Origin of the sequence: Emcibacter sp. SYSU 3D8, assembly GCF_039655875.1 — a bacterium.
In the GTDB taxonomy this organism is placed as follows: Bacteria; Pseudomonadota; Alphaproteobacteria; order SMXS01; family SMXS01; genus RI-34.
The window spans coordinates 174,591-195,342 of sequence record NZ_JBBYXK010000001.1; the positions used below are offsets into that span (position 1 = coordinate 174,591).

Annotated in this window: 24 protein-coding genes; 18 read left to right on the plus strand and 6 right to left on the minus strand. The window is 64.4% G+C overall.

Annotation, left to right across the window (positions count from 1 at the left end):
- Window positions 1–45: 45 nt before the first annotated feature.
- Genes WJU21_RS00895 through WJU21_RS00905 form a run of 3 tightly spaced genes read right to left on the minus strand, consistent with a single transcriptional unit; the run spans window position 46 to window position 2,973 of the window.
- The gene (locus WJU21_RS00895; protein ID WP_346321495.1) at window positions 46–816 is read right to left on the minus strand and encodes an exodeoxyribonuclease III; all 771 of its coding nucleotides are present in this window, start codon (window positions 814–816) and stop codon (window positions 46–48) included.
- 30 nt (window positions 817–846) lie between these two features.
- The gene (locus WJU21_RS00900; RefSeq protein ID WP_346321496.1) at window positions 847–1,761 is read right to left on the minus strand and encodes an LLM class flavin-dependent oxidoreductase; all 915 of its coding nucleotides are present in this window, start codon (window positions 1,759–1,761) and stop codon (window positions 847–849) included.
- A gap of 9 nt (window positions 1,762–1,770) precedes the next feature.
- Window positions 1,771–2,973, minus strand: a complete 1,203-nt coding sequence (locus tag WJU21_RS00905) for a cytochrome P450 (protein WP_346321497.1) — start codon at window positions 2,971–2,973, stop codon at window positions 1,771–1,773.
- A 76-nt stretch (window positions 2,974–3,049) separates the two neighbouring features.
- On the opposite strand from WJU21_RS00905, the gene WJU21_RS00910 reads away from it, so the two are divergent.
- A complete protein-coding gene (locus WJU21_RS00910) occupies window positions 3,050–3,664 on the plus strand; it encodes a helix-turn-helix domain-containing protein (RefSeq protein ID WP_346321498.1) in 615 nt (204 codons plus the stop codon).
- The gene (locus WJU21_RS00915) at window positions 3,657–3,971 is read left to right on the plus strand and encodes a Rieske 2Fe-2S domain-containing protein (protein WP_346321499.1); all 315 of its coding nucleotides are present in this window, start codon (window positions 3,657–3,659) and stop codon (window positions 3,969–3,971) included. The genes WJU21_RS00910 and WJU21_RS00915 overlap by 8 nt, the downstream gene beginning before the upstream one ends.
- A gap of 1 nt (window position 3,972) precedes the next feature.
- Here WJU21_RS00915 and WJU21_RS00920 read toward each other — a convergent pair whose 3' ends face one another.
- Window positions 3,973–4,257 carry a hypothetical protein gene (locus WJU21_RS00920; RefSeq protein ID WP_346321500.1) on the minus strand — a complete coding sequence of 95 codons (285 nt, stop codon included), beginning with the start codon at window positions 4,255–4,257 and terminating at the stop codon, window positions 3,973–3,975.
- Between the two features lie 205 nt (window positions 4,258–4,462).
- Entirely contained in the window at window positions 4,463–4,798 is a 336-nt protein-coding gene (gene erpA, locus WJU21_RS00925) for an iron-sulfur cluster insertion protein ErpA (protein ID WP_346321501.1), read from the minus strand.
- 78 nt (window positions 4,799–4,876) lie between these two features.
- Here erpA and WJU21_RS00930 point away from each other — a divergent pair, with 78 nt between their 5' ends.
- The 16 genes from WJU21_RS00930 to WJU21_RS01005 all read left to right on the plus strand — a co-directional run bounded on the left by WJU21_RS00930 (window position 4,877) and on the right by WJU21_RS01005 (window position 19,856).
- Window positions 4,877–6,064, plus strand: coding sequence for a deoxyguanosinetriphosphate triphosphohydrolase (locus WJU21_RS00930; protein WP_346321502.1), 1,188 nt, complete (start codon window positions 4,877–4,879; stop codon window positions 6,062–6,064).
- Window positions 6,061–7,815: an arginine--tRNA ligase gene (argS, locus tag WJU21_RS00935; RefSeq protein WP_346321503.1), complete on the plus strand. Its 1,755-nt coding sequence runs from the start codon at window positions 6,061–6,063 to the stop codon at window positions 7,813–7,815. The genes WJU21_RS00930 and argS overlap by 4 nt, the downstream gene beginning before the upstream one ends.
- A complete protein-coding gene (locus tag WJU21_RS00940; protein ID WP_346321504.1) occupies window positions 7,815–8,702 on the plus strand; it encodes an SPOR domain-containing protein in 888 nt (295 codons plus the stop codon). The genes argS and WJU21_RS00940 overlap by 1 nt, the downstream gene beginning before the upstream one ends.
- On the plus strand, window positions 8,692–9,723 hold the full coding sequence (gene nagZ / locus WJU21_RS00945) for a beta-N-acetylhexosaminidase (protein ID WP_346321505.1): 1,032 nt from the start codon (window positions 8,692–8,694) through the stop codon (window positions 9,721–9,723). The genes WJU21_RS00940 and nagZ overlap by 11 nt, the downstream gene beginning before the upstream one ends.
- Entirely contained in the window at window positions 9,720–10,397 is a 678-nt protein-coding gene (locus tag WJU21_RS00950; RefSeq protein WP_346321506.1) for a site-2 protease family protein, read from the plus strand. The genes nagZ and WJU21_RS00950 overlap by 4 nt, the downstream gene beginning before the upstream one ends.
- A gap of 7 nt (window positions 10,398–10,404) precedes the next feature.
- On the plus strand, window positions 10,405–11,205 hold the full coding sequence (locus tag WJU21_RS00955; protein ID WP_346321507.1) for a ScpA family protein: 801 nt from the start codon (window positions 10,405–10,407) through the stop codon (window positions 11,203–11,205).
- Complete coding sequence (gene scpB, locus WJU21_RS00960) at window positions 11,202–11,834, plus strand: SMC-Scp complex subunit ScpB (RefSeq protein ID WP_346321508.1); 633 nt, start codon at window positions 11,202–11,204, stop codon at window positions 11,832–11,834. The genes WJU21_RS00955 and scpB overlap by 4 nt, the downstream gene beginning before the upstream one ends.
- A gap of 90 nt (window positions 11,835–11,924) precedes the next feature.
- Complete coding sequence (gene tatA, locus WJU21_RS00965) at window positions 11,925–12,167, plus strand: twin-arginine translocase TatA/TatE family subunit (RefSeq protein WP_346321509.1); 243 nt, start codon at window positions 11,925–11,927, stop codon at window positions 12,165–12,167.
- Window positions 12,168–12,187: 20 nt separating this feature from the next.
- Window positions 12,188–12,655: a Sec-independent protein translocase protein TatB gene (tatB, locus tag WJU21_RS00970; RefSeq protein WP_346321510.1), complete on the plus strand. Its 468-nt coding sequence runs from the start codon at window positions 12,188–12,190 to the stop codon at window positions 12,653–12,655.
- Window positions 12,652–13,452, plus strand: coding sequence for a twin-arginine translocase subunit TatC (gene tatC / locus WJU21_RS00975; RefSeq protein ID WP_346321511.1), 801 nt, complete (start codon window positions 12,652–12,654; stop codon window positions 13,450–13,452). The genes tatB and tatC overlap by 4 nt, the downstream gene beginning before the upstream one ends.
- Window positions 13,453–13,524: 72 nt before the next feature.
- A complete protein-coding gene (serS, locus tag WJU21_RS00980) occupies window positions 13,525–14,799 on the plus strand; it encodes a serine--tRNA ligase (protein ID WP_346321512.1) in 1,275 nt (424 codons plus the stop codon).
- A 1-nt stretch (window position 14,800) separates the two neighbouring features.
- Complete coding sequence (surE, locus tag WJU21_RS00985; RefSeq protein WP_346321513.1) at window positions 14,801–15,622, plus strand: 5'/3'-nucleotidase SurE; 822 nt, start codon at window positions 14,801–14,803, stop codon at window positions 15,620–15,622.
- The gene (locus tag WJU21_RS00990; RefSeq protein ID WP_346321514.1) at window positions 15,615–16,247 is read left to right on the plus strand and encodes a protein-L-isoaspartate(D-aspartate) O-methyltransferase; all 633 of its coding nucleotides are present in this window, start codon (window positions 15,615–15,617) and stop codon (window positions 16,245–16,247) included. Before surE ends, WJU21_RS00990 begins: the two co-directional genes overlap by 8 nt.
- Before the next feature lie 107 nt (window positions 16,248–16,354).
- A complete protein-coding gene (locus WJU21_RS00995; RefSeq protein ID WP_346321515.1) occupies window positions 16,355–17,428 on the plus strand; it encodes a LysM peptidoglycan-binding domain-containing protein in 1,074 nt (357 codons plus the stop codon).
- Window positions 17,429–17,562: 134 nt separating this feature from the next.
- On the plus strand, window positions 17,563–17,913 hold the full coding sequence (locus WJU21_RS01000) for a hypothetical protein (protein ID WP_346321516.1): 351 nt from the start codon (window positions 17,563–17,565) through the stop codon (window positions 17,911–17,913).
- A gap of 14 nt (window positions 17,914–17,927) precedes the next feature.
- Window positions 17,928–19,856: a pyrroloquinoline quinone-dependent dehydrogenase gene (locus WJU21_RS01005; RefSeq protein ID WP_346321517.1), complete on the plus strand. Its 1,929-nt coding sequence runs from the start codon at window positions 17,928–17,930 to the stop codon at window positions 19,854–19,856.
- A gap of 3 nt (window positions 19,857–19,859) precedes the next feature.
- Here the strand turns inward: WJU21_RS01005 and WJU21_RS01010 are convergent, their stop codons facing one another.
- Window positions 19,860–20,729: an ATP-binding protein gene (locus WJU21_RS01010; protein WP_346321518.1), complete on the minus strand. Its 870-nt coding sequence runs from the start codon at window positions 20,727–20,729 to the stop codon at window positions 19,860–19,862.
- Window positions 20,730–20,752: the final 23 nt, after the last annotated feature.

Here is a 20,752-nt window from a genome sequence, read left to right on the forward strand (position 1 = left end):
GCCAGATTAAGCGAGGGAGACAAAGCCGCAAGCGGAGAAACGGCTTCAGATGTCCAGTTCGCACCACACCGGCGTGTGGTCCGATGGCTTTTCCCGGCCGCGCGGGGCGCGGTCGACGTCCGCCGAAGTCAGCCGGTCCGCGGCCTGGGGTGACAGCAGAAGGTGATCGATTCGCAGGCCGTGATCCTTCTCCCATGCGCCCGCCTGGTAATCCCAGTAGGAATAAAGCGGCCCCTGATGGAATGCCCGGATGGCGTCCGTGTAGCCCAGATTCATCAGTTGCCGGAAGCGGTTGCGGCTTTGCGGCAGGCACAGCGCGTCGCCTGCGAACGCGCCGGGGCTCCAGACATCCTCGTCGGCCGGGCAGATATTGTAGTCGCCCCCCAGCACCAGCGGTTCCTCCCATGTCAGCAACTCGCGGGCGTGCGCCACGAGCCGGTCCATCCAGGCCAGTTTGTAGTCGTATTTCTCGCCGGGTGCGGGATTGCCGTTGGGCAGGTAGATGCAGCCCACGCGCACGCCGCCGGTGAACGCTTCCAGATAGCGCGCCTGGACGTCCGAGCCGTCATTGCCGGGCAGGCCCATTGCGACATCCTCCAGCCGGTGCTTCGACAGGATGGCGACGCCGTTGTAGGTCTTTTGGCCGTGGGTGACGATGTTGTAGCCAAGATCGGCGATTTCCATCGAGGGAAAGCCCTCGTCGACCACCTTGATCTCCTGCAGCATGGCCACGTCCGGGCTGGATTCCTTGAGCCATTCCAGCAGGCGCGGCAGGCGCGCCTTCACCGAATTCACATTCCAGGTGGCAATCTTCATCATCTTCCCTCGCATCGACGAGGGCGCATGTTAGCAGACCGGACGGCTCAGCCCAGCCCCAGATGCGGGCCGACGGCCGTCAGCGAGCCGGGAGAGACCGGCGTAAGCTGGACCCGGTCGAAGCCGAGGTCTTCCAGATCGAGCAGCGCCTGCGCCACGTTTTCGGGCTGACCGACAAAACGCGAAAAAGAAGTTGCCGCCCAGCGCCGTCTCCATGCCGCGCACCCTAGGGTCGTCGCCGGCGGCGATCATGATATAGGTGCCGATGGGCACGTCCTCGCGCACCGCGCGGGCCCTGGCAACAGCCTCGCGGACTTCGTGCTCGGTGATGCTGGCATAGGCCGCCATGTCGAGCGCGCCGCCGCGCAGCGCCCGGCCACTCGCCGTGATCTCCAGCCGGTCAACCAGCGGCGTGATTTCGCGCAGCGCCCGCGGCCCGCTGGCCGAGCCGATCAGGTCGGGCGGCGGATCCATCACACAGGCCATCCGCGGGTCGGTGATGTCGATGTTGTAATACTCGCCCTTGAAGCGGCAGGTGCCGGTGCGCAGCAGGTCGCGCACGATCACCAGCGCCTCGCGGTACATGCTGACGCGGGTCGGGCCATCAGGAAACACGCGCCCCGTGGCGGTCATTTCCTGGCACATCCAGCCGGCACCCAAACCCGGTTCGAACCGGCCGCCCGACAACCAGTTGAGTGTCAGGCTGGCCTGGGCGAACTCTACCGGCGAACGGAACAGGTTGTTGGCGAAGGAGGACGTCAGACGGATGCGAGTTGTCGCGGCGGCCATGGCCGACAGCACCACGAATACGTGTGGATAGACGGTCTGGCCTACCCATAGATGATCGCTGGCGCAGATGCCGTGCCAGCCTTCGGCCTCGCGCTCGCGCGCCCAGTCGGCGGGGTTGCCGGCGAGCGGCATGGGAAGGTTGGCAAAGAATTCCATGACGTGCCCTCAGGCTGGGTGCAGATGCACGGGCAGACGTTCGATGCACCGCACCAGAGCGTTGGGAGAGCGTTCCATGGGACCGGTCAGTTCGATGGTCTTCACCCGGTCGCACAGGCCGTTGATGAATACGCCGATCATCAGCCGCGCCAGATGGGCGCCCAGGCATTTGTGAATGCCCTCGGTGAAGCTGAGATGGTCCGCGTCGCCGACGCCGCGGGGGAACCGGTCCAGGCGGAATTCGCCGGGGTTTTCATAGTGACTCGGGTCATGGTTGCCGGACGCGTAGAGCAGGAGGACCTTGACGTCGGACGGGATCACCGTGCCATTGAGGTCATATTCCGACAGCGTGTTACGGAACAGGCCCTGCACCGGTGACAGGTAGCGTAGCAGTTCCTCGGTGGCGGCAGGCACCAGGCGGCGATCGGCCCGGATGGTCTCGAAGATATCTGGTTGTTCCGCCAGGAAACCGGCCACGGCGGACAGAAACTGGGCCGTGGTCTCGTTGCCCCCGACGGCAAGCAGAGCCAGCATCTGCGCGGTCTCATCATGAGTCAGTTCGTAGCCATCCGGCGTCGGTGTGAACAACGCATCGCTCAGGGTACGCAGCTGGCCGGGGCAGAAAGCGCCGGCATCGCGTGCCGCCTCCTGCTGCAGCGCCATGGCGTCGAAATAGCGGCCGAAGCAGGCGAGCGTCTTGACGGGTTCGTCGGAAAAATCGCCTGCCATCACCAGCGAAGCTGCCGTGGCGCCGTCATTGACGAACTTGATGTCGGTCGGGGGAATGCCCATCCACTCGCCGACCAGCCGGGCGAGGAACGGCATGGAAATTTTCTGCGCCAGGTTGGCGCCGGGCACGTCGATGATTTCGTCCAGCAACTCATTCAGAAGAGCTTCGGCGCGCATCTTGTGCTGGCCCACCGATGCGCGCGAGAAGTGCTGCAGCATCTGTCGGCGCAGCGTTGTGTGGTGCGGCCGGTCGATTCCGGTCAGGCCGAGCCCCGACTTGTTCCGGCTATAGCCGACGCCCTCGTCATTCGAGAACACCTTGTCGTCCCGCACCACCTCGGCGATGTCCGCATAGCGGCTGATCGCCCAGATGCCCTCGCTTTCCACGTGATGAACCGGCGAATGCTCGCGCAGCCAGACATAGGCAGGATAGGGGTCATCGATCAGTTCGGGCAGATGCGGTGTGTAGTGGTACCAGTTCATGGTCATTGCTCCACTCCCAGAGTCCGTTGACACCTTTTATTTGAGTTAGTAATAACTAACAAGCATTGGAATGATCATGACCAGAATTATCGAACCGGTATCGCGCGGCGTCGGCACCCGGCATCGAATTATCGCCGAGGCGAGCCAACTGATCGCAGAACGCGGCTATCGTGAAACCACGATGAAAGCGGTGGGCGAGCGCGTTGGGGTGACCGAACCAGCGGTCTATCGCCACTTCGAGAGCAAGGCGCAGCTGCTCGTCACTGTTTTCACCGAGGCGGTGGCACAGTCGCCGCTGTCGCGGCATGACGCGCGCGGCGCCGTCGAGACCCTTCCGGAATCAGCCGCGCTTCTGACGGCGGCGGATTTCCACATGCTGCGACGGCTGATCGGCGAAATGTACTCGGCGGCAGCCATCGATCCGGACGTGGCCGCGTTGGCCCGCAATTTCGTGACCGGAGCCGCCGAGCGGCTGAAGCAGGGCCTCGCGGACAGCATCGCCCATGGCGAGCTGCCAGCGGGCATGAACCCCCTCTACATGCAAAGCTTTATCCATATCTTCATGGCAGGGCTGGCTCATCACGAGGCACTTGCAGGTGATCTAGTTGGCGACCCGGGCTGGGCGCTTTTCGTGGCCAACGCCGTCCGTCACCTGCTGCGTATGGATGAGGGGGATCGTTCGGGTGAGTAGCTGGATCTGGGCCGCCAGACTCGACGATCTGACCGAGGACCGGGTCAATATGGTCACGGTCGGCAGCCGGACCCTGGCGCTCTACCTGATCGACAGCAAGGTGCACGCGACCAGCGGCCATTGCCCGCATGAGGGGCAATGCCTGGACAGCGGATTTGTCGAGCAGGGGACGGTGGAATGCGCGCTGCATTATGCGGTATTCGACATTGGTACCGGTGCCCTAATATCGGGCCCTACAACCGGATCGTTGCCTGTCTATCCTGTCCGAGTCGATGGAGATGACGTGTTCGTCTGCGTGGTTCCGTAGATTATGCCTGCGCCATTTCGGAGTGGACAACCCCGGCGTCGCGGCGAGGCTCGTCAACCAATTGGCCGGGCAGACGCCTGACAACGTAATGGCGCTGGTCGGTAAAAGGGCCGGTGATCGAATAGGGACGGGTCATTCGCCAATGTTCGGCATATTGGCGTGCGGCCGCGGCACTGTCGGCGGCGACGATCATGCGGCGAAAGGGCGTCAGGTCACCAACCCGCGCGGTGCGGGGCTCGATCAGCCAATGAGAGATTGCGGCGGCGAAATTTTCCCCGGTGCTCATGATAGTCTTCCCGTAATTGACGTGATACGCCGAGTGAAAATGCGGCGAGGCTTCGATAACCAGCGAGGCGCCGGTTCGTTCCCCGTCGAGTGTCTTTATGAATGGGAAAATTGGCGCAGTTATGGCGCCGGGACGGTCAATGAGACCGTCACAAAAACTTCAAACGCGGCAAGGTGATAGGGCCCGGAGGTAAACGGGGCTAGTTTCAGATCGAGAACGAACTGCCGCAACCGCAGGACGACGTGGCGTTCGGGTTGACGATCTGGAAACTCGAGCCGATCACGTCCTCGACAAAGTCGATGGCGGCGCCGGCCAGGTAGAGCTGGGACATGGCATCGATCAGCACCACGGCACCGTCCTTCTCGATGATGAGGTCGTCGTCCTGCCGGGCGTCGTCGAAGGTGAAGTCATACCGAAAGCCCGAGCAGCCGCCGCCATTGACGGCGACTCGCAATGCCGTGTCACCGCCGTCGTCCTTGATCAGGGCGGCGATGCGCCGGGCGGCGCTTTCCGTGACGGATACCAGTTGCGACTCGCTCATCTTGTCCCTTAGAACGTCTCTAACTCGCTGTGTGCCTAATGTAGGCGCACTTGGCCGGTTGTCAATCGGAGCCCGTTTTTGGATCGGATCGTAAAGCCCTACGGCGACATGGCCCCCTTCGCGTCACGGCCCGAAGACTCGCGGGGCCGGTTGTACCCCGAAGAAGAAAGCCGATTCCGCACCGTATTCCAGCGCGACCGCGACCGCATCATCCATTCCAAGGCCTTCCGGCGGCTGAAACACAAGACCCAGGTCTTCGTCTATCACGAGGGCGATTACTACCGCACCCGCTTGACCCACAGCCTTGAAGTGTCGCAGATCGCCCGCTCGATCAGCCGGTTCCTCGGGCTGAACGAGGATCTCGCCGAGGCGCTGGCACTGGCGCATGACTTCGGACATCCGCCGTTCGGCCATTCCGGCGAAGATGGGCTGGCGGCGGTCATGAAGCCCTATGGCGGCTTCAACCACAACATCCACTCGCTGCGTCTGCTGACCTCCATCGAGCAGCGCTATGCCGAGTTCGACGGTCTCAACCTGACCTGGGAGACGCTGGAGGGCATCGCCAAGCACAATGGCCCACTATGCCGGAAGGGCGAGGAGGCCTTTCTCGACCCGCTTCTCCAGGACTATCTCGGCAGGCACGATCTCGAGATCCATACCTTTGCCAGCGCCGAAGCGCAGGTGGCGGCCCTGGCCGACGATATCGCCTACAACAATCATGACATCGACGATGGCCTGCGTGCCGGTCTGTTCGCGCTGGGCGACCTCAGCGACCTGCCGCTGGTCGGCCCGGTTTTGGCGGGCCTGCGCCAGCATTATCCGGGCCTGGACGGCTCGAGGCTGAAGCACGAGATGGTCCGGCGGATGATCGACCTGATGGTGAGCGACCTGATGCGCGAATCCTGCCGGCGTATTGACGAGGCACGGGTAGACACGGCGCAGCAGGTCCGAGAACTCGGCGCGCCGGTCATCGCGTTCTCCGAAGAAATGAAGGCCTGCGAGAAGGTCTTGCGGGCCTTTCTGATGGAGCACATGTACCGGCATCCGCACGTTGCGGCCGAGGCCAAGCGCGCCAAGCATGTTGTGGGCGACCTGTTTCACCGGTATATGGCGGAGCCCAGTGAGTTACCGGCGGAACATGAAGCGGCGGTGATGGGCCACAGCGCCGAGACCGGCGCACGGGCCGTCGCCGATTTCATCGCCGGCATGACCGATCGCTTCGCGCTGATGGAACACGAACGTCTATTCGGAACGGCCCGCGCATGAACATTTTCGAAACCTTCCGCGAACGGATCGCCGCCCGCATTGACGCGCTGGCCGCCGAAGGCAAGCTGCCCGCCGGCCTCGATACATCGCGCATCGCCACCGAACCGCCGCGCGATGCTTCCCATGGTGACATGGCGAGCAATGCGGCCATGGTGCTTGCCCGCGACGCCGGCATGAAGCCACGCGACCTCGCGGATCTGATCGTCGCCGGATTCGCGGACGACGCAGATGTCACGGCAAGCGAGATCGCCGGGCCGGGGTTCATCAATTTCAGGGTGAGAAATGAGTTATATCACTCTGTAATTGAACATATTCTCGAGAACGGAACCTCCTATGGCGATGGCCGCGCCGGCGGCGGCGAGAAGGTGAATGTCGAATACGTCTCGGCCAATCCCACCGGCCCCATGCATGTGGGGCACTGCCGCGGCGCCGTGTTCGGCGATGCGCTCTGCTCGTTGCTGGACAAGGCCGGTTACGAGGTCACCCGCGAATACTACATCAATGACGCGGGCGCCCAGGTAGACGTTTTGGCGCGTTCCGCATTTCTGCGGTACCGCGAGGCGCTTGGCGAAGACATCGGCGACATCCCCGAAGGTCTCTATCCGGGCGATTATCTGGTTCCCGTCGGGCAGGCCCTGGCCAAGCAACACGGAGACCGCTGGCTGAACCAGGCGGAGAGCGAATGGCTGCCGTCGGTGCGTGACGCGGCCATCGACGCCATGATGGCGATGATCCGCAATGATCTGGCCGCCCTTGGCATCCGTTTCGATGTTTTCACGTCCGAACGGGCGCTGGTCGAGAAGGGCCAGGTCGAGAACGTGCTGGAGGACCTGTCGTCGCGGCAGCTGGTCTATACCGGCGTGCTGGAGCCGCCCAAGGGCAAGTTGCCCGACGATTGGGAGGAGCGGCCCCAGACCCTGTTCCGCGCCACCGAGTTCGGCGACGATGTGGACCGGCCGCTGAAGAAGTCGGACGGTTCCTGGACCTATTTCGCCAGCGACATCGCCAACCACAAGGACAAGTTCGACCGGGGCTTTCGCCAGATGATCGATGTCTGGGGCGCCGATCACGGCGGTTACGTCAAGCGGATGAAGGCGGCGGTTACAGCGGTCACCGGCGGCGCCGGCGAACTCGACGTGCGGCTGTGCCAGTTGGTCCGATTGACCCGGAATGGCGAGCCGGTAAAGATGTCCAAGCGCTCCGGCAGCTTCGTGACCCTTGCGGAAGTGGTCGACGAGGTGGGCAAGGACGTGGTCCGCTTCATCATGCTGACCCGCAAGAACGATGCCCCGCTGGACTTCGATTTTGCCAAGGTCGTGGAACAGTCGCGCGACAATCCGGTGTTCTACGTCCAGTACGCGCACGCCCGAATCTGCTCGGTATACCGGATGGCGGCGTCGTCGATGCCGGACCTGGATCTTGCCGGCGATGCGCTGCGCCGGGCCGACCTGTCCGCGCTTTCGGACGAGGCGGAACTGGCGCTGATGAAGGTGCTCGCCGATTGGCCGCGGGCGGTCGAGGCGGCGGCGCTGGCGCACGAGCCGCACCGGATTGCGTTTTATCTTTATGACCTTGCCGCTTCCTTCCATAGTTATTGGAACAGGGGCAACGAGGATCCGGCACTGCGCTTCATCCAGGCAGACAATCCCTCGCTGACGACAGCCCGGCTGGCGCTGGTTCAGGCCGTGGCGCTGACGATCGCGTCCGGGCTCGGTGTGCTCGGCGTGACACCCGCGGAGGAGATGCGATAGTGCCATATCGGCCCGACGGCGACTTCCTGCAGGACGATGAGTCGCGCTGGGACGTTGAGCCCGAGGTGACCGAAGGCGGCGCCTGGTGGAAATGGGCCGTCGCGGTGCTCAGCCTGGCGCTTTTCGTTGGCGTGGTCTGGTATGCCTATTCGGGCGGCCGCTCCGGGCCAAGCGGACCGGTCCGCACGGTCGAGGCCGATCCTGTGCCCTACAAGACCAAGCCGGAAAATCCCGGCGGCGAGATCATTCCAGACCAGGACAAGCTGGTGTTCAACGAGGCCGTGGGCCGGACCATGGAGACCGAGGAGTTTCTGGGCGATGGCCCTGAAGTCCCGCAGTCCAGGCCCGAACCCGTCGCTGTCCGCAAATTCGTACCGCCGCCGCCCAGGCCGAGCGCCCCGGCCACTGCGGCTGCACCGGCAGCGGATCAGGCGCCTGCCACCGCCGTGCAGCAGGCGGGCCAGGCAGCTTCGCCGGATGGTGAGACGACAGCACCCGCCGCCAAGGCGGATGGTACGTCCCCGGCGCCGGTGCCCGTGCAGCAGCCGGACTCTTCTCAGGCTCAGGCCGCATTGCCTGCAGCGACCGACGCCGCACCGGTGGTGCCGCAGATCGTCGAGGCCAAACCCGCGGGCGCCAAGTCGCCGGTGGTACAGCTCGGCGCCTATGGCACAGAGCAGGGCGCCATGGACTCCTGGGCGCAGGTCCAGCGCAAGCAGGGCTCTATCGTCGACGGACTGATCCCGCAAGTGATCAAGTTCAATGCCCCCGGCAAAGGCGATCTCTATCGGCTGGTGATCGGTCCCTTTGCCGACCGCGGTGCCGCCACGGACGTTTGCGGCCAACTCAAGGACCAGGGACGGGATTGCATCGTCAATGCCAATTGATCCTACGCTCTGCCCCGCCATTTTCGGCGTTTCCGGAACCTCGCTGACGGACCGCGAGCGGGTCTTCTTCGAGAAGGTCAAGCCGTTCGGGTTTATCCTGTTTGCCCGCAACATTGCCGACCCGGACCAGGTGCGGGCGCTTGTCGACTCGCTTCGGCCCCTGGCGGCAGTCCAGCCGTGCCCGGTACTGATCGATCAGGAAGGGGGAAGAGTGGCACGCCTGCGCCCGCCCCACTGGCCGGCCTATCCGCGCGGCGCCGTGTTCGGCAAGCTGTTCGATGTCGATCCGGATAACGCCCGCCGCGCCCTCTACCTCAATTCTCGCCTGATCGCGGCGGACTTGCACGATCTGGGAATCAACATCGACTGCCTGCCGGTGCTGGACATTCCGGCGCGGGGCGGTCACGAGGTCATCGGCGACCGGGCCTACGCACGGAGCGCCTCCACGGTCGCGGCATTGGGGCGCGAGGCGTGCGCGGGCCTGATCGACGGCGGTGTGCTGCCGGTGATCAAGCACATTCCCGGACACGGCAGGGCGTCGGCCGACACCCATATCGAACTGCCGGTTGTCGCCACGAAGGCAGCAACCTTGCGGCGAACCGATTTTGCACCGTTCAAGGCACTGCGCGATGCGCCATTCGCCATGACCGCCCACGTAATCTATGCCGATCTGGACCCACACTACCCGGCCACCACGTCGCGCGCGGTGATCGATCGGATCATCCGCAAGACCATCGGCTTCGATGGCGTCCTGATGTCCGACGACCTGAACATGCAGGCGCTCAGCGGCACGCTGGCCGAACGGGCCTTCGCTTCGCAACAGGCCGGCTGCGACCTGGCGCTGCACTGCAATGGCGATTACGACGACATGGTTGCCGTCGCCGGAGGTCTGGAGCGCGCCTCACCGGCGACCTTGCGGCGGTTGAAGAGGGCGATGGGCTTTCTGGCGCCTCCCAGGCCGTTCGACCGGGATGCGGGTGTGCGCGAGAGAGACGCTCTGCTCGCCCGGGCCGAAACATGAATGAAACCCTCTATCTGATCTCGGCCGCCATTATCCCCGTAGTGCTGGCGATCACCGTGCACGAGGTCGCGCACGGCTTCGTCGCCCGGCAGCACGGCGACGATACCGCCGCGCGGGCAGGGCGGCTTACGCTCAATCCGCTGCGCCATGTGGACCCTTTCGGCACCGTCCTGCTGCCGGGAATACTGCTGCTCACCGGCTTGCCGCCTTTCGGCTTCGCCAAGCCGGTGCCGGTGAATTTCATGAACCTCGAAAATCCCAAGCGCGACATGGTGTGGGTGGCGGCGGCCGGGCCGGCCGTGAACCTTTTCATGGCCATTGGCTGGGCGATCCTGTCGAATCTGGGGGCCTACATGTCCGGCGACCTCCAGATCTGGTTCGCCGACATGGCGCAGATCGGCATCGCGGCCAATGTGGTGCTCATGGTGTTCAACATGATCCCGTTGCCGCCGCTGGACGGGGGACGGGTGGCGGTGGGGTTGCTGCCTCATGCACTGGCCAGGCCGCTGGCGCAGACGGAAAGATATGGCCTGCTCATCATCTTCGGCCTGCTCCTCGTGCCGTCGCTGATCAATGCCGCGTTCGGCACCAATTGGCACCCGGTGTGGGCAATCATCCAACCGGTGGTGAAATTCCTGTATACTGCGATCGACAAGATGTTCCTGTTCGTCTGAGGCATGAATGAGCGACCCTTCGGGCAGCGTCATTTCCTTCGAGGAGCCGTCCCGTCCGGTGGTGGATCAGTTCGTGCTGAACATCGACGGATGGGAAGGGCCGCTCGACGTGCTGCTGATGCTGGCCCGAAGCCAGAAGGTGGACCTGGCAGCCATCTCGATCCTGCAACTTGCCGAACAATATCTGCAGTTCATCGCCGCCGCGCACCGGATCCGGCTGGAACTTGCCGCCGACTACCTGGTGATGGCGGCATGGCTTGCTTACCTGAAATCTCGCCTGCTCCTGCCCGAGGAAGCGTCCGGCGACGAACCCACCGGCGAGGATCTGGCGGCGCAGCTGGCGTTTCGCCTGCGCCGTCTCGAGGCCATGCGGGGACGCGCCTCGGTGCTGATGTCGCGCCACCGGGTGGGCCGGGATGTCTTCCTGCGCGGCATGCCCGAAGGTATCAGGGTGATCCGCAAGTCGGCCTATATCGCCGACCTCTATGGACTGTTGCGGGCCTATGCGGCGCTGAAGGCGCGCGGCGAGAACAGTGATTACCAGGTGCGCCGCCGGCCGGTGTTCACCATGGAAGAGGCGTTGCGGCGGCTGGAGCGGCTGGTGGGGTTCGTTCCCGACTGGACCAGTCTGAGGCAGTTCCTGCCAGCCGGTGAGAGCGATCCGGCGCTGTCCAGATCCGCGCTCGCCTCGACCTTCGCGGCCGCGCTGGAATACACCAGGCAAGGAAAGCTGGAATTGCACCAGACCGAGACCTTCGGTCCCTTGATGATAAGGTCGCGGGTCAGGGCAGCGGGACAGGATGAATGACGGAGCACCTGGAACATCTGCGCATGGTCGAGGCGCTCCTGTTTGCGGCCGCCGAACCGCTTGACGAGGAAAGCATCGTCCAGCGGCTGCCAGGACATCCCGACGTCGGTCCGCTGCTGGCCGAGTTGCAGGAAACCTATGCAAGGCGCGGCGTCAATCTGGTGCGGCGCGCCAACAAGTGGATGTTCCAGACAGCGGCCGACCTCGCCTTTCTGCTGCAACAGGAAGTGCAAGAGGAACGCCGGCTGTCACGGGCGGCCCAGGAAACCCTGGCGATCATCGCCTACCATCAGCCCGTCACCCGCGCCGAGATCGAGGATGTGCGCGGCGTGTCCGTCAGCAAGGGCACCATCGACCTGCTGATGGAAATCGGCTGGGTGCGGATCATGGGCAGGCGCCAGACACCGGGCAAGCCGGTGACCTATGGCGTGTCCAAGGCGTTTCTGGTCGAATTCGGACTGGAGTCGGCCAGGGATTTGCCGGGGATCGACGAACTCAAGGCCGCCGGCCTGCTGGATGCCGAGCCGCCGGACGCCTTTCGCCTGCTGCCCGTCGACGGTGAGGAGGAAGACACCGAGGCCGACGTGCCGCTGCCGTTCGATGATCCGGTGGAAGCCGGCCGGCCCTGAAGGGTTCATCTTGTGCTGGCGTCCGTTCAGGCCTATTTGTCTGGCAATTGGCGCATGGACGCCGCCGTTTCTCAGCAACCGGAGTAGAGCGTGTTCAATCTGGGCTGGACAGAAATCCTCATCATCGTCGTGATCGTGGTCCTGCTTTTCGGGCGGGGCAAGATCTCGGGTGTCATGGGCGACGTGGCCAAGGGGATCAAGAGTTTCCGCAAGGGCATGGCCGAGGACGACGATCCGCCGCCGGCCGCCGATGCGCAGGGCACCCGTCAGCTTGACCAGGACGCCTCGCTGACCGACGTGACGCCGCGCAAGGACGACGCGGCCAAAACTTGAACCAGCCGCAAGCGTAATCCATGTTTGACGTCGGCCTTCCCGAACTTCTGGTGATTGTGATCGTCGCGCTGGTGATCGTGGGGCCGAAGGATTTGCCGCGCGTGGTGCGCGGCTTCGCCCGGACCATCGCCCGGATGCGGCGCATGGTCGACGAGTTCATGGGGACGGTGAACGATTACGTCCGTGAATCCGAGCTTCAGGAATTGCGCGACGCGGTCGAAAAGACGCGCCGCGCCATGAAGGGGCAGGGCAATTTCGACGATCTGCTTGATCCCGTGGGCACGAACAAGCCCGTGGTCGTCAATGATCCCAAGGTGGCACCCGAAACGCCGGAGCTGGCCGCGCCCGACACGGCGGCAGATGCCGCGCCCGCGCCGGTTCCTGCCAGTCCCGGGATTCCCGGCTCCGAGCGTCCAGGCGATGCCTCCGGCACGGAAACCGCGTCATCCGAACCTGCGCCCAAACCCGAAGGGCAGGGAACGCCGTGACCGAGGAAACAGGCATCGGCGAAGAGGACGAGCTGGAGGGGTCGCGGGCGCCGCTCATCGAGCACCTGATCGAGCTACGCAAGCGCCTGATCTATTCGGTGATCGGATTCGTGGTGGTGTTCGGCATCTGCCTGTATTTCGCCATGGACATCTATGAGTTCCTCGTGCGGCCGCTGTCGGACGCCTTGCATGACCAGCCGGGCCGGAGGCTGATCTATACCGGCCTGACGGAGGCGATGCTGGTTCAGATCAAGGTGGCGTTCTTCGCGGCCATCATGTTGTCGTTCCCGCTTGTCGCCATCCAGGTATGGGCGTTCGTCGCGCCCGGCCTCTACAAGAATGAACGCCGCGCCTTCCTGCCATTCCTGGCCGCCACGCCGGTCCTGTTCGCGGTGGGTGCGGCCATGGCCTATTACGTCGTGTTTCCCTTGGCCTGGAGCTTTTTCCTCAGCTTCCAGACGCCGGGCGCCGAAGCCGGCGGATTGCCGATCGAGTTCGAGGGCAAGGTCAACGAGTACCTGGACCTGTCGATGAAGCTGATCTTCTCGTTCGGCGTCATGTTCCTGATGCCGGTGGCGCTGACCCTGTTGGGCCATGTCGGCATCATCAATTCGGCCTGGCTGCGGGACAAACGCAAATATGCCATCATCCTGATCTTTGTCGTTGCCTCCATTCTGACCCCGCCCGACATTTTCAGCCAATGCTCGCTGGCGCTGCCGGTCTGCCTTCTCTACGAGGCATCGATCTTCATGGTGCGTCTGGCGGAGAAGAAGCGGGCGGCAGCCGCCCAAATTTAGCCCGGCCCGTGGCTGGACTGAGCGCAGCCTCCCGGCTATACAGGCTGTCCACCGCCAAGCGGAATTGCCTTCATGCTCGACATTAAATGGATCCGAGAGAACCCTGATATCCTCGACAAGGGCCTCGCACGGCGTGGCCGTCAGCCCATGTCGGCCCAGGTGGTCGCGCTCGACGCTTCGCTGCGTCAACTGAAGACCCGGTTGCAGGAGGCCCAGGCCGAACGCAATACCAAGTCGAAGGAAATCGGCATCGCCAAATCGAAGGGCGAGGATGTCCAGGCGATCCTGGATGCGGTTGGCGCGCTGAAATCCGAGATTCAGGAAGGCGAGGAGCGCGAGCGCACCTTGCAGGCCGAACTGGACGACGTGCTGGCGAGCATACCGAACCATCTCGACGACGACGTGCCGGACGGCCCCGATGAAGATGCCAACGTGGAACTGCGCCGCGTCGGCGAACCGCCCGCATTCGATTTCGAGCCCAGGGACCATGTGGCGCTGGGCGAAGGCATGGGATTGATGGATTTCGACGCTGCCGCGCGGATGTCCGGTTCACGCTTCGTGGTGCTGAAAGGGCAGCTTGCCAGGCTGGAGCGGGCGATCGGCGCCTTCATGCTGGATCTGCACACCACCGAATCCGGTTATACGGAGTGCGATACGCCGCTGATGGTCAGGACCGAAGCCGCCTATGGCACCGGCCAGTTGCCCAAGTCCGCCGAAGACATGTTCCATACGACCAACGATTTCTGGCTGATCTCGACGTCGGAGATGACGCTGACCAATCTGGTCAGGGAGCAGATCATTGACGCTGCGGACCTGCCGATCCGCGTGACCGCGTTGTCGCCCTGCTTCCGGTCGGAGGCCGGGGCGGCCGGCAAGGATACCCGCGGCATGATCCGTCAGCACCAGTTCAAGAAAGTCGAGTTGGTCAGCATCACCAGGCCCGAGGAGTCCGAGGCCGAGCACCAGCGATTGACCGCCTGCGCCGAGGAAGTTCTGAAACGGCTGGGTCTGGCCTACCGCGTCATGATCCTGTGCTCGGGCGATACGGGCGCGGGTGCGCGCAAAACCTATGATCTGGAAGTGTGGTTGCCGGGGCAGGGCCGCTATCGGGAAATCTCGTCCTGCTCCAACACCGGCGAATACCAGGCCCGGCGCATGAAGACGCGCTTCCGCGAGGAAGGCGACAAGCATACCCGCTTCGTCCACACGCTCAATGGATCGGGGCTCGCGGTGGGCCGGACATTGATCGCCGTCCTGGAGAACTACCAGCGCGCCGACGGCAGCGTTGCAATACCGGAGGCGCTCAAGCCCTATATGGGCGGGCTCGAGGCGATCGGTGGACGCTGAGATGACAATATTCCCGTTGCCCGACGTCGACTTCGACCTCTCCCAGCACCGGATCCTTGTTACCAATGACGATGGTTACAGCGCGGACGGCATCGAGATCCTGGAGCGGATCGCGCGCCGGCTGAGCGACGATGTCTGGGTCGTGGCCCCCGAATACGAGCAGAGCGGCACCGGCCATTCGCTGACCCTGACCCAGCCACTTCGGTTCAGGCAGATCGACGAGCGGCGCTTTGCCGTGCGCGGCACGCCGACGGACAGCGTGCTGCTTGGCGTGAACAGGATCATACCGGACAAAAGGCCGACGCTGGTGTTGTCCGGTGTAAACCGGGGCGCCAACATGGGCGAGGACGTGACCTATTCGGGTACCGTCGCCGCCGCCATGGAAGGCACCTTGCTGGGTATCCCGTCGATCGCGCTCAGCCAGTCGGTCTATCCGGGCGCCACCGAAATGGACTGGCAAGGTACCGAGGACGCCATGGAGCGGGTCATCCGCTGGCTGGCCTCGGTCGGCTGGGCGCCGGAAATCCTGATGAACGTCAATTTCCCGGATGCACGCCGCGGCGCCGTGACCGAAATGGAGATTACCGTTCAGGGCCAGCGCGACCCAGCCGACATCCAGTTCGACGAGCGGGTGGATACGAGGGGCGAGACCTATTACTGGATCGGCTATCGCCGTTCCCGGGAGCATCTGATCGACGGGACCGACATCAAGGCGGTTCGCAGCGGCAGGGTGGCGGTGACGCCGCTGCATCTCGATCTTACCCATGAGGCGGCACGCCAGCGCCTGACTCGGGCCGCGGAGGAGGCCGCAGGCGGTGTATGATCCTTCGAAGAAGATCCGGCTGTTGATGGAACTCCGGCGCGCCGGCATCAACGATACGGCGGTCCTGTCGGCAGTGGAGAGCGTACCGCGCGACATGTTCGTGCCCGACGCCTTTCGCGACCGCGCCTATGAGGACACGGCGCTGCCGATCGCCTGCGGACAGACCATATCGCAGCCCTATGTGGTGGCGTTCATGACGGCGGCGCTTGAATTGCAGCGACGCATGCTGGTGCTGGAGATCGGTACGGGATCCGGGTACCAGACCGCCGTGCTCTCGCCCCTAGTGCGCCGGGTTTATACCATCGAGCGTCAGCGCGACCTGCTCAAGGAAGCCTCCGCGCGTTTCAAGGAACTGAAGCTCACCAATGTGGTGACCAGGTTCGGCGACGGGTTCAAGGGATGGCCGGAAGTCGCGCCTTTCGACCGCATCATCGGCACCGCGGCAGCGCCGGTCGTGCCCATGAACCTGGTCAAGCAGCTCACCGAAGGCGGCATGATGATCATCCCGATCGGTCTGACCGGCAATCAGACCATCACCAGGGTGATCCGCCGCGGCGACTCCTTCGAGGCCTCGCCATTGATGCCGGTTCGCTTCGTGCCCATGCTGGACGGCACCGAAGGATAACGCGCGGGACGATTCCGGCATGGCGGCGATTGATGCCGGGCCTCTTAGTTTCTAAGATCAGTGCCATGCGATTGAATTTCAGAAGGATTTGCGGAATCGTCGCGGCCATGTCCCTGGCCGCCCTCGCGGCGTGCGAAAGCCGCGACATCGAATACCGCTACGTACCGCCCGAGGTGCAGGCGCGGGGGCCAAACGCGCCGTTCCCTGTGCCCGAGCCTGCGGACAAGCCTGACGCTGCCTACCCGATCGACGTGCCCCCGCCGGTCAAGGCGGCTGTCGGCGTCACCACGCTGGACGATGTACCGGGCGGCGGAACGGCAGCGCCGCCACCGAAGCGCCCGTCCTATGGCGGCAACTCCTACGCGCCGTCCAAAGCGGCAAAGCCGGTGTCACCGGCACCGTCGGCTCCCGGCGGCGTGCTGGTCGGCAGGACCGTGACCGTGCAGCAGGGTGACACGGTCTATGCCATTGCGCGGCGCCACGGCGTCAATGCCCGTGAAATCATTGAACTCAATGGACTGCAGCCGCCGTTCACGCTGAAGATCGGGCAGAAACTGAAAATCCCGGGCGGTGACCACCATTCGGTGGTTCCCGGCGACACGCTCTACAACATTTCGCGGCGCTATTCCGTCGACATTCCAAGCCTGATGGCCGCCAACGGCATCGATGAGTCCCGCGGCATCGTCATAGGCCAGATTTTGGTCATTCCGGCCCGTTCCGGCGACACTCTCGAACCTGCCACGTCGGTCGCCGATGTCCTGCCGGCCGCCGCCAGCGGCGCTGCCGGCGGCAGTGCATTGGCCGGAGGCTTTATCTGGCCCGTCCGGGGCAAGGTGATTTCCACCTTCGGCGACAAGAAAGGCGGCATGCGCAACGACGGCATCAACATTCTCGTCTCACGCGGCACCGAGGTGCTTGCCGCCGCACCGGGCACGGTCGCCTATGCGGGGAACGAATTGAGGGGTTTTGGCAACCTGATCCTGCTGCGCCACGACCGGGGCTGGGTGTCGGCCTATGCTCACAATGACGATATCCTGGTCAGGCAGGGACAGGCGGTCAACCGGGGCGCGGTGATCGCCCGGGCCGGCGCAAGCGGCCTGGTGAGCAAGCCGCAGCTGCATTTCGAGTTGCGCCAGGGCGCCAAAGCGGTCAATCCCGCGCAATTTCTGCCGCCGGTCTGACACGCGCCGCCTGTGTCCGGCCTTGTGAAGAGGCCGCAGGTTTCCATGGCGGCTAGCCGATCGTTCCGGATACAGTGGCGGCGGCTTCAAGCACGCGGCACCAAGCGTGCGCCATGACGAACCGGGGAGGTTCGATGATCGACATGACTGCGCCGCAAGTGCACCCGGTTCGGCCGCCGCGAATCTTCGCCTTCATACTCCTGCTGCTGGGCGCCTGCCTCTTGGTCGGCGGGGGACTGCTCGCGCTGCTTGACGGCTCGCCCTATTACGTGATTGCCGGGCTTGCCTTGCTTGTGTCGGCCATCCTGCTGTGGCGCGGGCGGCGCGCCGGCGCGTGGCTCTATCTGCTGATGCTGATTGGCACATGGGGCTGGGCGCTTTGGGAAGTCGGACTGGATGGCTGGCAACTGATGCCCCGTGTGTTGCTGTGGACGATACTCGGCCTGTGGCTGCTGACGCCATGGGTGCGGCACCGACTGACCTGATGGGAACCGGACCGATGCGCGTCATTTCCTTCCTGGCTCTCGCCGTCACCGTGCCGGTACTGGCCATCTCTGCCTGGGCGGCCGATGGCGAGTGGCCTCATTACGGCAACGATCTTGGCGGCAGCCGATACTCTCCGCTGGACCAGATCACGCCGGCCAACATATCCCAGTTGAAACAGGCCTGGGTCTACCGCACCAATCCGGGGGAGACCCTGAAGTCTCACCTTCAGGTCACGCCGCTGATGGTCGGCGACAGCCTCTATGTCTGCACCGCCACCAATCAGGTGATCGCGCTCGATGCCGAAACCGGTGCCGAGCGCTGGCGCTGGGAGCCGGCCGCGCCAAACGACCGTCGCCGCACCTGCAGGGGCGTCACCTACTACAAGGTGCCAGCCGGCTCTGGCGCATGCGCCGAGCGCATCTTCACCGCCACGGCCACTGCCCAGTTGGTCGCGCTCGACGCGCGCACTGGCAAGCCCTGCGCTGACTTTGGCGACGGTGGCATGGTCGACCTGAAGACCGGTATGGGGCAGGTGAAGCCGAATTACTATTACGTCACCTCGGCGCCGGTCATCATACGCGGTCGCGTCGTGATGGGCGGTTGGGTCGCCGACAACCAGCATGTGGACGAGCCGCCTGGCGTGATCCGGGCCTATGACGCCGTGTCCGGCGCCTTCTCCTGGGCGTTCGATCCGGGACGGCCCGAATATCACGGCGAGCCGCCGTCCGGAGAAACCTACACGCTGGGCACACCCAATTCCTGGGCGCCGATGAGTGCCGACGAGGCACTGGGGCTGGTCTATGCGCCAATGGGGAATGCCACGCCTGACTATTGGGGGGCGCACCGCACCCCTGAATCCGAGAAATTCACCAGCGCGGTGCTGGCGCTCGAGGCCGAGACCGGCGCGCTGCGCTGGCTCTACCGTACGGTCCATCACGATATCTGGGACTATGACCTGGCCTCCCAGCCGACACTGGTCGACCTGCAGATCGGCGGCCAGCCTGTACCGGCGCTGATCCAGCCGACCAAGCGGGGGCAGATCTTCGTGCTCGACCGCCGGACAGGGCGTCCGTTGAAGCCAGTGGAAGAACGCGAGGTGCCGCAGGACCCGGCGCCGGGCGAGTGGCTGTCGCCGACCCAGCCGTTCTCTACCGGCATGCCGGATTTTGCGGGACCCGAGCTGACCGAAAAGAGCATGTGGGGGCTGACGCCCTTCGACCAGCTGTGGTGCCGGATCAAATTCCGCCAGGCGCGCTACGATGGCACGATGACTCCGCCGGGCATAAAGCCGACGATCACCAATCCGGGTTATCTGGGGGGTATCGACTGGGGCGGGGTATCGGTCGACCCGGTACGCCAGATCATGATCGTCAACTGGAGCCGGATGCCCAACTACACCCAGCTCATCCCGCGCGAGGAAGCCGACCGGATGGGACTGCAGCCCGGCGCCGAGGGTCTGGTCCCCGGCATGCCGCAGGCGCAGGCGGGGACGCCATTCGCGGCCCAAACCGGCGCGTTCCTGTCGCCCGTCGGCGTGCCTTGCGTCAATCCGCCCTATGCATCGCTGACGGCGGTGGATCTGGGCACCGGCAAGGTGATCTGGTCGGAGCCGTTCGGCGAGGCGAGGGACAATGGCCCGTGGGGCATTCCCTCCATGCTGCCGCTGACCATGGGCGTGCCGGCCATCGGCGGGTCGGTCAGCACGCGGAGCGGTCTGGTGTTCATCGCCGCCAGCACCGAGCGGTCGTTGCGCGCCGTCGACCAGAAGACCGGCGACGTTCTGTGGAAGGCGAGGCTGCCGGTCGGCGGCCATGCTACGCCGATGACCTACATCTCGCCGTCCAGCGGACGCCAATTCGTGGTGATCGCCGCCGGCGGACATATCGCGCTGGCCAGCCCGTTCGGCGACTACATCATCGCCTACGCGCTGCCCGGGAAGTAGGCCTCAGCCCAGCGTCCGGCCCATCCGTCCCGCCAGATCCTGGATGAACTGCCAGGCGACCCGGCCCGAGCGGGCGCCGCGCGTGACCGACCATTCCAGCGCGTCGGCGCGAATCTGCTCCTCGTCGCCGGTCAGGCCATAGCGCTCGCAATAGCCGGCAATCATCGCCAGGTAATCGTCCTGTGTGCAGGTGTGGAAGCCCAGCCACAGGCCGAACCGGTCGGACAGCGAGATTTTCTCCTCGACCGCCTCGGCCGGATTGATGGCCGTCGAGCGCTCGTTCTCGATCATGTCGCGGGGCATGAGGTGGCGGCGGTTCGACGTGGCGTAGAAAATCACGTTCTCCGGCCGGCCTTCCAGGCCGCCTTCCAGAACCGCCTTCAGCGACTTGTAGGTGGTATCGTCGTGATCGAACGACAGGTCGTCGCAGTACAGCACCGCCCGCCGGGTCTGATCACGCAGGCCGTGGAGAAGCCGGGGCAGGGTGGGAATGTCCTCGCGGTTGATTTCCACCAGGGCAAGGGCGCCTGGATTGTCGGCGTTGATCTGGGCGTGGACTGCCTTGACCAGCGAACTCTTGCCCATGCCGCGCGCGCCCCACAGCAAGGCGTTGTTGGCGGGAAAGCCGCTGGCGAATCGCCTGGTGTTGTCGAGCAGGATGTCGCGTACCCGGTCGATGCCGCGCAGCAGATCGAAGTCCACACGGTTCACCGCAGGCACGGGTGTCAGCCGGTCCGGATCGGGATGCCAGATGAACGCGTCCGCCGCACTTAGCGACAGCGCCTCGATTGGTGGCGGCGATTGCCGCTCCAGCGCGTCGGCGATGCGCTGAAGCGCGGCAAGGAGTTCGCTGGAATTGCTTGTTTCGTTCACGGTCGCATCCCAAAAGGGTCAAG

Coding starts and splice junctions, on each gene's coding strand:
- argS (WP_346321503.1), top strand. CDS start 6,061: ATGAACATTTTCGAAACCTTCCGCGAACGGATCGCCGCCCGCATTGAC.
- scpB (WP_346321508.1), top strand. CDS start 11,202: ATGACGGAGCACCTGGAACATCTGCGCATGGTCGAGGCGCTCCTGTTT.
- WJU21_RS00920 (WP_346321500.1), bottom strand. CDS start 4,257: ATGAGCACCGGGGAAAATTTCGCCGCCGCAATCTCTCATTGGCTGATC.
- WJU21_RS01005 (WP_346321517.1), top strand. CDS start 17,928: ATGCGCGTCATTTCCTTCCTGGCTCTCGCCGTCACCGTGCCGGTACTG.
- WJU21_RS00950 (WP_346321506.1), top strand. CDS start 9,720: ATGAATGAAACCCTCTATCTGATCTCGGCCGCCATTATCCCCGTAGTG.
- WJU21_RS00895 (WP_346321495.1), bottom strand. CDS start 816: ATGAAGATTGCCACCTGGAATGTGAATTCGGTGAAGGCGCGCCTGCCG.
- WJU21_RS00900 (WP_346321496.1), bottom strand. CDS start 1,761: ATGGAATTCTTTGCCAACCTTCCCATGCCGCTCGCCGGCAACCCCGCC.
- WJU21_RS00910 (WP_346321498.1), top strand. CDS start 3,050: ATGACCAGAATTATCGAACCGGTATCGCGCGGCGTCGGCACCCGGCAT.
- WJU21_RS01000 (WP_346321516.1), top strand. CDS start 17,563: ATGATCGACATGACTGCGCCGCAAGTGCACCCGGTTCGGCCGCCGCGA.
- surE (WP_346321513.1), top strand. CDS start 14,801: ATGACAATATTCCCGTTGCCCGACGTCGACTTCGACCTCTCCCAGCAC.
- WJU21_RS00905 (WP_346321497.1), bottom strand. CDS start 2,973: ATGAACTGGTACCACTACACACCGCATCTGCCCGAACTGATCGATGAC.
- serS (WP_346321512.1), top strand. CDS start 13,525: ATGCTCGACATTAAATGGATCCGAGAGAACCCTGATATCCTCGACAAG.
- nagZ (WP_346321505.1), top strand. CDS start 8,692: ATGCCAATTGATCCTACGCTCTGCCCCGCCATTTTCGGCGTTTCCGGA.
- WJU21_RS00955 (WP_346321507.1), top strand. CDS start 10,405: ATGAGCGACCCTTCGGGCAGCGTCATTTCCTTCGAGGAGCCGTCCCGT.
- WJU21_RS00995 (WP_346321515.1), top strand. CDS start 16,355: ATGTCCCTGGCCGCCCTCGCGGCGTGCGAAAGCCGCGACATCGAATAC.
- tatB (WP_346321510.1), top strand. CDS start 12,188: ATGTTTGACGTCGGCCTTCCCGAACTTCTGGTGATTGTGATCGTCGCG.
- erpA (WP_346321501.1), bottom strand. CDS start 4,798: ATGAGCGAGTCGCAACTGGTATCCGTCACGGAAAGCGCCGCCCGGCGC.